Origin of the sequence: Minwuia sp. IMCC3009 (assembly GCF_029909415.1) — a bacterium.
Taxonomy (GTDB): domain Bacteria; phylum Pseudomonadota; class Alphaproteobacteria; order Minwuiales; family Minwuiaceae; genus Minwuia.
On the sequence record NZ_CP123781.1, the window covers coordinates 596,109 to 609,554 of the forward strand.

Consider the following 13,446-nt stretch of genomic DNA (forward strand, 5'->3'; position numbering starts at 1 on the left):
CAGGGCGTGACAGCCAAATGGCAGGACAAGCTGGCCAATCCGGGCCTGATCGATGAGGCCTTCGCGGGCCGGGGCTATATTTCCAACGAGCGTATCGCGACCTCCGTCTTTCTGGCGCAGCACCTGCGGAAGCCCATTCTGGTGGAAGGCCCGCCGGGTGTCGGCAAGACGGAACTCGCCATCGCCACCTCGGAGATGCTCGGCCTGCCACTGATCCGGCTGCAGTGCTACGAGGGACTGGACGAGGCGAAAGCACTGTACGAATGGAAGTATGGCAAGCAGTTGCTCTACACCCAGGTGCTGAAGGAAAAGCTGGGCGACCTGATGCAGGACGCCAAGACCCTGCCCGAGTCGATGGAGAAGCTGCATGGCTTCTCCGATGTGTTCTTCAGCGAGGAGTTCCTGGAACCCCGTCCGTTGCTGAAGGCGCTGCAGGCCGAGAACGGTTCCGTGCTGCTGATCGACGAGATCGACAAGTCGGACTACGAGTTCGAGGCCTATCTGCTGGAGATCCTGTCGGCCTATCAGATCAGCGTGCCGGAAATCGGGGTCATCAAGGCAAAGGTGCCGCCGATCGTCTTCCTGACGTCGAACAACACCCGCGAGATGGGGGACGCGCTGAAGCGGCGCTGCCTGCACCTCTACATCCCGTTCCCGGACGAGAAGACGGAACGTCGGATCGTTGCCGCGCGGGTGCCGGAAGTGGCCGAGTCGCTGCGCAAGCAGATCGTTGCCTTCGTGCAGGGACTGCGGGAGGAGGAACTGAAGAAGGTTCCGGCGATCAGCGAGACCATCGACTGGGCGCGGACGCTGCTGCTGCTGAATGTCTCCGAACTGGATACGGAGACCGTGCGCCGCACGATCAATGTCCTGCTGAAGTTTCAGGAGGATGTGGAGATGGTGCAGCGCGGTCTCTACAAGCTGGTCTCCGACGCGAAGAACACCGTCTGAGCCGACGCGGAACGTTTCACTGAAACACAGGGGCGCGAAGCAATTCGCGCCCTTGTCGTTTTCACAGCATTGATATGTAATATCCCTCTGGATTTCTTGAGGGGAGGAACGGATGGCCGCGCCGGACGTCGAAGGGTTCTTCGACCCCGATACATTCACGCTGACCTACCTCGTCGCCGACCCCGCGACGCGGGAAGCGGTGATCATCGACCCCGTGATGCAGTTCGATCCGGTGACCGGTCGCCTGGATCCGACCCCAGCCATGCCGGTGATGCACCGCGCCCGGACACAGGGGCTGCGGGTCACGATGGTGCTTGAAACCCATCTGCACGCGGATCACGTCAGTGCCGCGCCCTGGGTCGGTGCCGCGCTGGAGGCCCCTGTCGCAATCGGTGAGGGTGTTGCACGCAGTCAGACGATCTTTGCCGACCTGTTCGACGCGGAGCCGGGGTTTCCCACCGACGGCTCCCAGTTCGACCGCCTGTTCAGGGATGGTGAAACATTCCAGGTCGGCGATATCGAGGCCTTCGCCATGTCGACCCCCGGTCATACGCCGGGGTGCATGACCTATGTGATCGGCGACGCCGCGTTCGTGGGGGACTGCCTGTTCATGCCGGACTTCGGGTCCGCCCGCTGCGACTTTCCGGGGGGTGACGCCCGCACGCTCTACCGCAGTGTCCGGCGCATCCTCGACCTGCCGCCGGAGACGCGGCTGTTCACCGCCCACGATTATCAGCCGGATGGTCGCGAGCTGCGCTTCGAATCGTCCGTGGCGCAGCAGCGGGCGGAGAACCTGCACATGCGTGATGGTGTCGATGAGGAAAGCTTCGTGCGGATGCGCATGAGCCGCGACGCCACGCTCTCCATGCCGCGCCTGATGCTGCCCTCGGTCCAGCTCAACATGCGCGCCGGCAGCCTGCCGCCACCTGCCGCCAACGGTCGCCGCTATCTGCGCCTGCCGCTGGAAGTCACGCCACCGCCGGAGGGGGCGATCTGAGGGGCGCTGCTTCACGGGCAAGAAACAGGATCCGGCAGATCGAAGCAATGCCGACAGAAGTGCTGGAAGGGTTTCCATGTCTGGACAGAGGAACACCTACCGGATCACGTTGATCGACAGGTTCGTTCACTTTCGTCATCACATCCTCGACGGATTCCCTCTCGGTGGAAACAAGGCGGTGCTCATCACGCGCAAGTCCGGAAGGCTCAATTTCATCCTGAAGTTCTGGTATCCCGGAATCGTGCAGTATCACGCCATGGACAGTGCGGAGCTCGAGAAGTTCGTTGGCGAACTCGAGATGGTCAGAAAAAGCCTGGCCGACTGAAGCGGCCCGGTACGCCGAAGCTTTGCTGATGGTCAGTTGATCTCCACCACAAGCCTGCGTTCCTGGGCTTCCGACAGCAGTCCGGCGAGGTCCTCGATGTCCAGGCGGTCAAAGCGTTCGGCCATCTCGGCGGCAAGGAAGCTGTCCCGTTCCATGATCCAGCGCAGGATCGTTCCCTGCTGTCCCGATCTCCGGATCACGCCTGCATCGGTCTCGACCGCCACCTGCCCGGACGACCGGGTCAGCGAGGCTGCCGCCGTGCGCACCCGGTACTGGCGCGTGACGGGGCCTGGTGGCATCTGCACGGGGGATTGCAGGCGATGTGCCCGGCTGCGCTGCTCCTCGCGGAACTGGGCGGCCAGGGTCGGGTTCTGCAGCGCCCTGTGGAGCGTCTGCACCAGATCTCCGATGTGCCTGTCATGGGCCTCCCGGTCGTCGTAGGCGGGCAACGCCTCGCGGAATTCGGCCAGATCGTCCAGCGACCCCAGTACCCAGCGCAGATAGTCGAGTCCGGTCGCCTCCGTCAGCCCGAAGGAGAGATGCAGGCTCTCCCCGTCGGAGGCGAGCGCGTCGTGGTAGGTGCCCTTCGGGATATAGAGCAGGTCGCCGGGTTTCAGCGTCACTTCCATCGCCAGCGGGCCACGGGCCTGGTCATGCCAGGCCTGGTCGAAGCTGGAATAATTGTGGCCCGGACGTTCCACCGGATGTTCGAAGCGGCCTTCGTAGATACGCCAGACCTTGGTGCCGGAGATCTGCAGCGCGAAGACCTCCATGCTGTCGAAATGGCTCGGGAACGCCTGATGACCTGCCTGGCTGCAATAGGCGTTGCAGGTCACTTCGGCGCCCAGCCCCATTTCCAGCGCCCGCGCGGCGGCACGAACACCCGGCGTCAGGGTCTCCACAAGGTCGGCCACGACCGTTGCGCCCCGGGCCAGCCACTCCTGGACCCGCACGAAGTCGGGGCGCATCACCATCTGATCATCGCGGCCCAGGGTTCTGGTGCAGTAGTCCTCGGGGGGGATCGTCTCCCGGTCCAGCACCAGCCGCAGGGTGCTGCCGGTCCAGAGCGCGGTCATGTCGAGCAGGGCTCCGAAGTCCTGCCAGTTGCAGACATGCCGTGTCCTTGCGGAGGTTCCGGGAATGTGCAGCGGAAACTGCCTGAAGGTGTCCCGCACGAAATCGGCCGGGGTCACGGGGGCGAGAAGGCTTGCGAAGGTGATGCGCGTTTCGTTCATTGGATGCCGTTTCTTTGCGCCGACTTTCGGGTCAGGTTAACATGACCGTCGGATACAGGCGAGCCAGACGGTTCTGCCGCTGGAGGCACGGACTGTCCGCAATGGGAGGATTTCATGACTGCAACCGTTACACGCCACCCCAGTTCCCGGCCCGATGGCATCACCGCGGAGGAATGGCAGGCGCGGCTCGACCTGGCCGCCTGCTACCGGCTGATCCACATGTTCGGCATGGATGACCTGATCTACACCCACATATCGGCGCGGGTTCCGGGGCCGGAGGAGCACTTCCTGATCAACGGGTTCGGCCTGTTGTACGAGGAGATCACGGCCTCCAACCTGGTGAAGGTGGATATCGAGGGGAACATCCTCTCCGACAGCGAATGGGGCATCAATCCGGCGGGCTATGTCATCCACAGCTGCATCCATCGCGAATTGCCGGAGATCGCCTGTGTGCTGCATACCCACACTGTCGCCGGCACCGGGGTCTCGGCGCAGGAGGAGGGATTGCTGCCCCTCACCCAGACGTCGATGCTGTTCACCGGCCAGGTTGCCTATCACGACTACGAGGGCGTGGCCCTGCGGGAGGAGGAGCAGGCGCGGATGCTGGCCGACATGGGCGACAAGCGCATCATGATCCTGCGCAACCACGGCCTGCTGACGGTCGGCGAGACGGTGCAGGAGGCGTTCCTGATGATGTACTACATGGAGCAGGCCTGCCGGATGCAGGTCGCGGCCCAGTCCGGTGGCGGCAAGCTGACCATTCCGTCTCCCCAGGTGCAGCAGTATGTGCGCGACGCGGCCTCCGGTGGTTTCGGTGCGGGCGTTGGCCAGCGGGAATTTGCGGCCCTGGTGCGTCGTCTGGACCGTCAGGACACGAGCTGGCGCGAATGATCCGCCACGCCACCCCCGCCGCGCTGTCCCTGCTGTTGCTGGCCCTGCCGCTCGTCGGCACGGCAACAGCGGAGGAGCGCGGGCAGATCTTCGGCGACAACACGGTCGCCGGGACTGCGCAGGACGGTGAACAGGATGCGCTGCTGAAGGAACTGCGCGGGCTTGTGGATGAGGCAGAACGGTCCCGCGCGGCCGACCCCCGTTTCATCCGCGACCTGCGACAGCTGATCGAGCGGCATGACCAGCCGAAGTTCGAGCTGCTGGTGCGCGACCTGTTCGAGGATGGTGACTTCACCAATGCGCCGAAGTGGCAGGTGACCGAGGGCACGTTCCGGATCGGTCGCTATGGCGGCCTGATCTCGGAAGTCGTCGAACCCGAGCCGCAGCCACAGACGCAGGGTTCCGGTCAGGGCAGCGAGGCGGAGGCGGTGGTCCGCCTGTTCGGCCAGATCCTGGGCGCGAAGAACGGGAACTCGGGCCGACAGGCCAACAATGCACCGGCGGAGACCCGACCCGATCCTGCCCTGATCTATCTGGTGCAGCCCTTCAGCAATGCCTTCGAGATCCGTGCCCGGCTGGAGAGCGATCCGGAAGCGGGCGGCAGTATCGAACTTGGTGTGTTTCAGGGACAGGGCGGTCGCATCGGCTATCGCCTGGTCTTTGGCTCAGGGGGTGAGGCGCAGCTCGTGCGTGTCGGGCGCAGCGTCAGTGTCCTGGCGAAAGGGCCCTTCCGGATGCCGGAACTGGTCGATGGCTGGCGCAATCCGGGGTATGATGTGATCTGGCGACGCGACGCGCGGGGCAGGATGACCGTGGTGGTCGATGATCAGGGCATTCTGGATGTCTCTGACACCGCCTTTCGTGATCCGTTTGACGGGCTGCGGCTGCGGAACATCCGCGGTCGTCATGCCCTGCAGGGCGTGGAGGTCTACGGGCAGAAATGATCCGAAGGGTTCAGGGCACCCGACGGTCTCTTCCTGGTGGCAGGCGCGGGATGCACCTCGTTGGCTGCCTGACGCTCGTCGTCGCCATGCTGGTGATTGCCTCGGGCGTGCAGGCCGCACGGCCGCTGGACCTGCGGGATCTTTCGGTCGACGTGCAACGGTCCCTGATGTCCGCCTGCGGTATCCGGGATGGCCGCATCCTGCAGCGCCACGTTCCCTGTCTCAGCCATCACGCGGAGGCCTGGCGACGTCTGGTGTTCCAGCCGGATCTCTCTCTCTACCCACCGGGTGAGCAGAAGCGCCTGCGCGAAGGCTGCGCGGAGATGGTCGAGAAGGGACCGGCACCGTGGGGCCGCTGCATCGAGCAGGAGATGGTGCGTCAGAAGGTGCCCGTCGAATATCCCGATCTTGCCCGGCTTGACGCCGATGGTGTGGGGCGTGTGCGCGAAGCCTGCGCCTCGGCAGCGGACGTCAGCTCCCACCGGGAGGCGGCCTGCCAGGAGCACTGGCTCGAGCGGGTGCTGGAGGAACAGGAGCGTGAAGCCGCACCGCAGGCGGAGCCGCCCGAGGCGTCCGCACCGGTCAATGTCGCCGCCGCGGCAGCGGAGGCAGAAGTACCCTCCGTCGAGGCACAGCCGATGACCGGCGGGCTGATAGGTTTCAGCCAGCTTGATCCCGACAGCGACTTCTGGCCCGACTGGCAGGGTGGCGCGCAGTACCGACCGGGCAGCGCGACCGGTGACATATTGTCGGGGCATGAGTTGTTCCAGCGCGTTGCACCTGCGGTCTTTGTCGTGCTGGCCGCCGCCAACGAGGCGGATTTCAGGGCCGCACGCCATGTCCGGCAGGGGTCCGCCGTGGCCATTTCCGAGGATCGGCTGGCCACCAACTGCCATACGGTGAAGGACGCCGGCATTCTGGTGCTGTTGCAGGGCAAGACGCATGGCCCGGCGGAGCTGGTTCATGCCGACCCTTCGTCGGATCGCTGCATCCTGCGGTCGCTGGAACTGACGCTGCAGCCGGTGCCGGGCGTGCGCGACTATGCGGACATGAAGATCGGTGAACCCGTCTTCGCCATATCCGCGCCGCGCGGCCTGCAGCAATCCATGCAGGATGGTATCGTCTCCCAGCTTCGCTCCAACGCCGGGGTCAACCTGATCCAGACCTCCGCATATGCGGCACCGGGATCATCGGGCGGCGGGCTGTTCGACCGGCGCGGGAACCTGGTCGGCATCACCAACTTCGTGGTCGGCAAGGATGATCGCCTGCACTTCGCGATCGCCGCCGACGAGTTCTGGAAGTAGGTCAGTCCATCATTCGATCGGACTGCAACGGCCTGCGCCCCTACCAGGTCAGTTCCTCGCCGTCGAAGTTCCAGAACCGCCCGGAAGCCTCATCCGTCATGCCGTTGGCGACCTTCAGCAGCCCCGCGGCGCTGTCTGCAGGTGTCACCGGTGCGGCCGAGCCGCCCATGTCGGTGGAGACCCAGCCCGGATGGGTGGCGATGACCCGGATGCCGCGCGGCCGCCATTCGTTCGCCATGCAGACCACGACCTGATTCACTGCGGCCTTGGAACTGCGATAGATGAAACGGTCGCTGACCGTGTTCAGGGACATGGATCCCATCCTGCTGGACACGACGACGATGGTCTTGTGATCGCTGGCCGCGACATTGTCGACCAGCGCCTCCGACACCCGATAGGGGGCATAGACGTTGACTTCCATGGTCTCCCGCCAGCCGTCGATGTCCATGTCGCCGATGGCCTGGCGATCGGGTCCGATGATGCCGGCATTGTTGAACAGGATGTCGATGGGCCGGTCGCCCAGTGCGGCCTTCAGGCTGTTGATGGCGTCCAGGTCAGTGACCTCCAGCGCCTGGGCTTCCGCACCCTTTGCCACCAGGTCGTCCAGGTCACCGATCCTGCGGGCGCAGGCGATGACGTTGGCGCCGCCTTCCAGACTCTGCAGCGCCAGCTGGCGACCGATGCCGCGTCCGGCACCCGTGATCAGGATTGTCTTGCTCATGTGCTGTTCCCTTCGGTCCTTCGGTCAGCCCGTGCCACCAGCCAGCGATAGACCGGCGTCAGCAGCACAGGCAAGGTGTACATCGGTGCCTGCCCGACCGCAAAGTACATGATCGTATCCGGTTCCGCCCGGTCAGCCAGCGTGACCAGTACCAGACCCATGTTGCAGTTGCCGCTCATCAGGCCGACGGCCAGCGCGATCCGGGGGCCAAGATGCCAGAACAGGGCCGCCCCCGCGACCTGCAGCACTATGTTGAAGGCGAAGGCCAGGGCCGTCGTGGCCAGCACGTGTCCCGGCATCTGCAGCGCCATCTCCGTGACGCCATCGAAGACACCGACGACGAAACAGGTCATGGCGAGCACCGCGGCACCATCCAGTTGCGGTCGCATGCCGATCAGCCTTTCCTGACCCAGCAGCCGTCGCATGGTCCATGCGAGTCCGAAGGCGACGGCCACCAGCAGCCCGAGCCGCATCATGAAGGTGCCGAGCGAGATTTCCAGCGCAAGGTCCAGCAGGTTCAGGGCCATGGGCGGCAGGATGAAGGGGGTCAGCCACATGGCGGCAACCGTGGTGACGATGACGATGGCCCCGTCGAGTCTCAGGAAGATGGCGATGGCGGCGGCGGAGACAATCGGCGGCGCGGCGGCCATCAGCACCATGCCGGCCAGCACGCCATCGGTCAGACCCAGGTGGCGCAGGATCAGCCAGGTCAGCACCGGGCTGACGACGATCATCCACAGGCACAGCAGGCCGATCAGTTTCCAGCGTCTGGCATATGCCCAGAGGTCGGCCCAGTCGATACGCATCAGTGCGATGACCAGAGGCAGGACGATGAAGGCGGCAAGCCAGGGACGCACCAGGGTGCTGAGCGGCGGAATGGCAAAGCCGATCACGACCGCAAGCGCCAGGAACCGGGTGGCATGACGTCCGATGAATGCCAGGGGGGACAGCAGGATGGAATGCATCCGTGCTCAGCCCGCGCACATGGCTTTGCATGACTCGATTGGCACGTGCCGATCCTCCCCGCTGAAATCGCGACCCCCTGAGAGGCAGCATCGTCTGGCGACTGGCCGTGCGCAAGCGCACTGCCTTGTTGCTGGCACTACTCTTTCTTGCCGTGCGATCTGCGCAGTGCGTCGCAGGGGTCCTTGTCATCCAGGCGGGGGGTGAAGATGATCGCGTCGAAAGCGCCGGGCGGGAAGTTGGTCATGTAGGCCGCCGGATCGTCGACGCCATCCACCACCTCGAACATCGCGATGGCGGCTGTCCGGGCGCGGCCATCCAGTGTCTGCAGATAACGCGGCACGCCCCGGTCCTTCCGGACATGACCGCTGCCCGCGATCAGCACCGCGCCGCTGCCCTCGGTACTGGCGACCATCGCCAGGGCCATGGCCGCGTCGCGCAGCCGCTGGATCTTCGCGATGCCCTGAAGCCCCTTGTCACCGGCCTTCATCATGCCGCAATGGCTGTCGACGAGTTCCTGGTCGAGCGCCGCACGATCCGCGTCCGACCAGGGTGTCTGCTCCAGCAGGTGAGCGACGGAGGCGGGTACCGCGTCCGCATTGCCGTTCATGGCCAGATCCATCAGGCGTGCTGCCGAGATATTGCCGGCAATCTGCGGCAATCCGAGTTCAAGCGCGACCTCTGCGATCGGCTGATACTTCGTCCAGGCGGGCCAGCCGGAGGAGCCCCAGTCAAGCGCCGGACCCATGCCCGCCGCCGTGGCCCCGTCGCGGCGCAGCCATGACTGGAGTTTCGCGTCCTGTTCCGCGGTGATCATCTCCCAGACGACCGTGGGACGTTCGGCAGGGGGCCGGTCCGCAGCCGCGAGGCGCAGCAGCCTTGCCTGCAGCACGTGATGATCCGGGTTGTTGTGCTTCTCTCCCAGCAGCACGAAATCCGCCTTCTGCACCAGGAACTTCAGGTCGCGTTCGGTGCCGATGGCCTTGCGGGCGTGGACCCATATCTTTCCAACCAGCTTGTGATCGGACAGCAGGCTGGTCCGCCAGCTCTCCGGGATCAGCCGGTCCGCGCTGGCCGGCGTGCCGAGACCTACCAGCGCGAGGGTAAGGAAGCACAGGATCGCCGGGAGAATGCGCATCAGTTCATCGTGCCCTTCATGTCGCCGAGACGGTCCAGCATGCCGCGCACCTGTGCCAGGTGCGGGTTGATCCTCAGCGCCGCCTCGAAGGCGAGGCGGGCGGACAGGGAATCACCATGCTGGAGGCATATCTGACCAAATCCGGAAAGGGCGCCGAAATGACGGGGCTCACGAAGCAGCGTTTGCTGGATGTCATTCAGGCTCTGTTCGTGACGGCCCGCGATGTAGTGCAGGGTGGCGCGCTTGTTCCATGCCTCGGCCCATTGCGGCTGGCGGGCACAGAGGTCATCCAGCAGCTTGCCCGCGCCCTCGTGGTCGCCGGACGCGATTGCCGTGATGGCGCGCTGCATCAGGTCCGCCGCTGCCGCGTCGCTGTGCTCGCACCAGACCGCCCAGATCAGGTCCTCGATCTCGAACGGCAGATTGGCGCTCTCCGGCGATGCGAGGTCGCGGAACAGGCTGTTCAGCCGCTTCGGGAGAGACGGATGCGGCTGCCTGTCAGGCAAACCGATCACCACCTCCAGGGTCCTGTGCAGCGCGGCCTCGATCATTCGGGGTCATCCTGCTGCACTTCATCCAGGCCCAGCGCGACGCCCGCACCGGCAAGCGACATGATGGCGAAGACCCCGATGGCTGCCGCGATGCCGAAGCTTTCCGCGACGACACCTATCGCCGCCGTCCCGAGCAGCAGGATGCCGATGATGGTGTTGGCCAGCGCTGTATAGGCGGCGCGATCCTCTTTCGGCGCCATGTCCACCAGATGCGTGGAACGGCCCAGCCGGACCCCCTGGTAGGCCAGTGTCAGCACGAACAGCAGCGGCGCCAGCCAGAAGCTGCCGTGCTGTCCGAGCAGCCCGGCCTGTTGCATCACCAGTGCCCCGGCGAGGGTTGCCGCCCCCAGCAGGCCGGACAGGGCCAGTACCTTGCGGCTCGAACGGTCGGAGAGCCGTCCCCAGACATAGCCGCCGAGAATGGAGGCAAGGGAGGCCGCGATGACGAACAGGCCCAGATCGGCCAGTCCGCTGCGCCCGCTCTCCCCCGCCATGGCCAGCAGATAGGGCGGGGCCAGCGCGGTTGCCACCAGCAGTCCCCGCGCCACGATGAACCGGCGCAGCTGCACCCGCTCCCCCAGCAGGCGCAATTGCCGGATGGCGACGGCGAACGGGTTGCCGCCGCCCTCCGTAGCGCCTGGTGCTTCCTGCAGTGTCGTGAACAGGGCACCCGCCAGCAGCCAGGCGCCGCCTGCGAACAGCAGCACGATGGCGATGGTGGTGATGGTCTGCTCCAGCAGGTGAAGGCTGAGCGCCAGCCCGAACAGCAGCACGGCACCGGAGGCGAGACTGCCCGCGGTGCCGGTGGCGGTGCCGCGCGTCGACTTGGACACCGTCTTGCCCAGCACATCCTTGTAGCTGACGGAGCAGGCGCTGCGCGCCGTCGCCATGACAGCCAGCAGGCCCACAATGGCCCAGCCGGCCGCCGCGCCCTGAAGCGTCAGGGCGACCAGCCCCATGCCGATGACGGCCAGACCCTGAATGATGCTGCCGGTCGACCAGACCCACTTGCGGACGGCAAGCGACCGGATTCCGCCGGAAATGAACAGTTGCGGCAACAGCGCCCCGGCTTCCCGCACCGGGACCAGAAAACCGATCAGCCCGGCGGGCGCGCCAAGGGCCGTCATCAGCCAGGCGAGCACGAGCTTCGGATCGACCAGCCCGTCGCCGACCTTTGTCAGCGACAGGCTGAGCACGTGCGTCATGAAATTGCGTGGCTGCTCATTGCAGGCGGAGTCGGGAATGTCACGGCAGACCCGGCCCTCGTCATCACCGGTCAGGATGCCATAGGCGCGCCTGACCGGTGTCAGCCTGTTGACGTCAATCGAGCTCAATGGTCGGCGATCTCGTCATCCTTGAACAGGAACTTGCGCAACTGGCCATCGAAGTCGGCGCTGTTGCGGCGCAGCCATTCCAGCACCATCGCCGCGTGCTCGATCTCCTCGCGCATGTTGTGCAGCAGGATCTCCTTCAGATCCTTGTCGTCGCAGTCGTCGGCGCGCTGGCGGTACCAGTCCACCGCTTCCAGTTCCTCCATCAGGGACGTGATCGCCTGGTGCATGTGGATGGTCTCGGTGCTCAGCCGCTCGCGCGGGGCATGAAGGTTGTCACTGGCCATGAAAGTCTCCTGTATCTCGCTGGTCGCGGGCAAACGTTGCCCGTCAATTGCGCTGCTTACTCTACGGCAAAGCCCCGGTCGGGGATCAGGCAGCGGCGTCGCACCTTCCGGTCCCGCACTTGCGGTTCGCGGCCCGCGGCGCATCATGGGGTCAGTTGGATGCTTTGAGCGGAGACACAAGGGCATGTTGCAGGGAAAGGTGGCGCTGGTGACCGGTTCCACGTCGGGGATCGGTCTGGGCTGCGCGGAGGCGCTGGCCGCTGCCGGAGCCATGGTGATGATGAACGGCAGTCGCGCCGCTGACGCCGCGGAGGACCTGCGCGCCGAAGTGGCCGCGCGCCATGGTGCCGACGTTCGCTATCTGGCGGCGGATGCCGCCAGCGGTGAAGCGGTCCGCAATCTGGTGGCGGCAACCGAGGCGGCTTTCGGCAAGGTGGACATTCTGGTCAACAATGCCGGAATCCAGCACGTGGCTCCCATCGAGGACTTTCCGCCGGACATGTGGGACAGGATCATGGCGATCAACCTGTCGGCAGTGTTCCACGGCACCGCGGCGGCGCTGCCGGGCATGAAGGCGCGACGCTGGGGGCGGGTGATCAACATCGCCTCCGCCCACAGTCTGGTGGCCAGCCCGTTCAAGTCGGCCTACGTCTCGGCGAAGCACGGTGTTCTGGGTTTCACGAAGACGGCGGCGCTGGAGGTCGCGCAGCACGGGATCACCGTGAACGCCATCTGTCCCGGCTATGTGCTGACACCGCTGGTGGAGAAGCAGATACCAGATACCGCCAGGGCGCGCGGCATCACGGAGGAAGAGGTGAAGCGCGACGTTCTGCTGGCCGCACAGCCGACGAAGGAATTCGCGACCGTGGAACAGATCGGGGCGCTGACCGTGTTCCTGTCATCGGATGCCGGGGCGGCCATCACGGGGACAGGCATGCCGATGGACGGCGGCTGGACCGCGCAGTAGGGCCGGGCCCTTCGGCGGTTCGGTCGGCGCGTCTCAGCCGGCAGAGACTTCCGTGTTGATCGCGACCAGATTGTTGCCGCCGTTCCTGCGGCGTGTCTTCTCGGCATACATGGCACTGTCCGCTTCCTGCATCACCCGGCGCAGTTCCGTGTCCGGGCCGTAGCAGTGGATGCCGATGGAGGCGGAGGTGTCGATCTTCTGGCCCATGTCGGTGGTGACGACCATTCCGTCGAGCATGCGCTGCAACCGGCGTGCGTTCTTCAGGCCGTTGCTCAGCGTGGTGCGCGACAGCACGACGACGAATTCGTCACCGCCGATGCGCGCCACCAGATCGTTCGACCGCACATTGTCGCTGAGGGCGGCAGCAACCTCGTACAGCACCTGGTCGCCTGCATGGTGGCCGTAGGCATCATTGACCTGCTTGAAGCCATCAAGGTCGATGAAGCAGATCACGCCTTCCTCGTTGTAGCGTTGCGCCGTGCCGAGCAGTGCCGTCATCGCCTCCTCGAAACCGCGGCGGTTGAGCATGCCGGTCAGCGCGTCGGTGCGCGTCAGTTCCTCCAGTGCCCTGATCTGCTGGCGCTGCTGGGCAAGCTGCTGTTCCGCGTTGGCGGCGAAGTCGAGCAGCCGCTCCAGCAGTTGCAGTCCGTCGCCGTTGAAATCCGGACTAGACTTGCCGTACCGACTGAGGACCTCGTCAGCAAGGCGACCGACGTAGGGCGCGCAGCTCAGGCTGGGAAGCGGATCGTTCAGCGTCGCAAGGCTCATGACCGGATACTCCTGATCTGATGTGCTCTCAATTCACGAGCCCATCAAAGCAACCGGCGTGCCAGAAAATTAC

At 65.3% G+C, this 13,446-nt stretch carries 15 protein-coding genes; 7 read left to right on the forward strand and 8 right to left on the reverse strand.

The window, feature by feature from the left end:
* Window positions 1-6: 6 nt before the first annotated feature.
* The 3 genes from QGV55_RS02750 to QGV55_RS02760 all read left to right on the forward strand — a co-directional run bounded on the left by QGV55_RS02750 (window position 7) and on the right by QGV55_RS02760 (window position 2,273).
* Entirely contained in the window at window positions 7-951 is a 945-nt protein-coding gene (locus QGV55_RS02750; RefSeq protein WP_281018398.1) for a MoxR family ATPase, read from the forward strand.
* Between the two features lie 112 nt (window positions 952-1,063).
* Entirely contained in the window at window positions 1,064-1,948 is an 885-nt protein-coding gene (locus QGV55_RS02755) for an MBL fold metallo-hydrolase (protein ID WP_281018397.1), read from the forward strand.
* 76 nt (window positions 1,949-2,024) lie between these two features.
* Window positions 2,025-2,273, forward strand: coding sequence for a hypothetical protein (locus QGV55_RS02760; protein WP_281018396.1), 249 nt, complete (start codon window positions 2,025-2,027; stop codon window positions 2,271-2,273).
* A 32-nt stretch (window positions 2,274-2,305) separates the two neighbouring features.
* Here QGV55_RS02760 and QGV55_RS02765 read toward each other — a convergent pair whose 3' ends face one another.
* Window positions 2,306-3,508 (reverse strand): cupin domain-containing protein, encoded by a 1,203-nt coding sequence (locus QGV55_RS02765; RefSeq protein WP_281018395.1) that lies wholly within the window; start codon window positions 3,506-3,508, stop codon window positions 2,306-2,308.
* 114 nt (window positions 3,509-3,622) lie between these two features.
* On the opposite strand from QGV55_RS02765, the gene QGV55_RS02770 reads away from it, so the two are divergent.
* The 3 genes from QGV55_RS02770 to QGV55_RS02780 are packed head-to-tail and all read left to right on the forward strand — an operon-like array spanning window position 3,623 to window position 6,647.
* The gene (locus QGV55_RS02770) at window positions 3,623-4,399 is read left to right on the forward strand and encodes a class II aldolase/adducin family protein (RefSeq protein ID WP_281018394.1); all 777 of its coding nucleotides are present in this window, start codon (window positions 3,623-3,625) and stop codon (window positions 4,397-4,399) included.
* Window positions 4,396-5,343: a hypothetical protein gene (locus QGV55_RS02775; protein WP_281018393.1), complete on the forward strand. Its 948-nt coding sequence runs from the start codon at window positions 4,396-4,398 to the stop codon at window positions 5,341-5,343. The genes QGV55_RS02770 and QGV55_RS02775 overlap by 4 nt, the downstream gene beginning before the upstream one ends.
* Before the next feature lie 50 nt (window positions 5,344-5,393).
* On the forward strand, window positions 5,394-6,647 hold the full coding sequence (locus tag QGV55_RS02780; RefSeq protein ID WP_281018392.1) for a serine protease: 1,254 nt from the start codon (window positions 5,394-5,396) through the stop codon (window positions 6,645-6,647).
* A 40-nt stretch (window positions 6,648-6,687) separates the two neighbouring features.
* On the opposite strand, the gene QGV55_RS02785 is transcribed toward QGV55_RS02780, so the two are convergent.
* From QGV55_RS02785 to QGV55_RS02810, 6 genes are all read right to left on the reverse strand, one after another.
* Window positions 6,688-7,368 carry an SDR family oxidoreductase gene (locus QGV55_RS02785; RefSeq protein ID WP_281018391.1) on the reverse strand — a complete coding sequence of 227 codons (681 nt, stop codon included), beginning with the start codon at window positions 7,366-7,368 and terminating at the stop codon, window positions 6,688-6,690.
* Window positions 7,365-8,333 (reverse strand): hypothetical protein, encoded by a 969-nt coding sequence (locus QGV55_RS02790; RefSeq protein WP_281018390.1) that lies wholly within the window; start codon window positions 8,331-8,333, stop codon window positions 7,365-7,367. Before QGV55_RS02790 ends, QGV55_RS02785 begins: the two co-directional genes overlap by 4 nt.
* Before the next feature lie 137 nt (window positions 8,334-8,470).
* On the reverse strand, window positions 8,471-9,469 hold the full coding sequence (locus QGV55_RS02795) for a ChaN family lipoprotein (RefSeq protein ID WP_281018389.1): 999 nt from the start codon (window positions 9,467-9,469) through the stop codon (window positions 8,471-8,473).
* Entirely contained in the window at window positions 9,469-10,020 is a 552-nt protein-coding gene (locus QGV55_RS02800) for a tetratricopeptide repeat protein (RefSeq protein ID WP_281018388.1), read from the reverse strand. Before QGV55_RS02800 ends, QGV55_RS02795 begins: the two co-directional genes overlap by 1 nt.
* Window positions 10,017-11,354 carry an MFS transporter gene (locus QGV55_RS02805; protein WP_281018387.1) on the reverse strand — a complete coding sequence of 446 codons (1,338 nt, stop codon included), beginning with the start codon at window positions 11,352-11,354 and terminating at the stop codon, window positions 10,017-10,019. The genes QGV55_RS02800 and QGV55_RS02805 overlap by 4 nt, the downstream gene beginning before the upstream one ends.
* The gene (locus QGV55_RS02810; protein ID WP_281018386.1) at window positions 11,351-11,638 is read right to left on the reverse strand and encodes a hypothetical protein; all 288 of its coding nucleotides are present in this window, start codon (window positions 11,636-11,638) and stop codon (window positions 11,351-11,353) included. The genes QGV55_RS02805 and QGV55_RS02810 overlap by 4 nt, the downstream gene beginning before the upstream one ends.
* A gap of 184 nt (window positions 11,639-11,822) precedes the next feature.
* On the opposite strand from QGV55_RS02810, the gene QGV55_RS02815 reads away from it, so the two are divergent.
* Window positions 11,823-12,605 (forward strand): 3-hydroxybutyrate dehydrogenase, encoded by a 783-nt coding sequence (locus tag QGV55_RS02815; RefSeq protein WP_281018385.1) that lies wholly within the window; start codon window positions 11,823-11,825, stop codon window positions 12,603-12,605.
* Between the two features lie 33 nt (window positions 12,606-12,638).
* Here the strand turns inward: QGV55_RS02815 and QGV55_RS02820 are convergent, their stop codons facing one another.
* On the reverse strand, window positions 12,639-13,373 hold the full coding sequence (locus QGV55_RS02820) for a GGDEF domain-containing protein (protein ID WP_281018384.1): 735 nt from the start codon (window positions 13,371-13,373) through the stop codon (window positions 12,639-12,641).
* Window positions 13,374-13,446 lie beyond the last annotated feature (73 nt).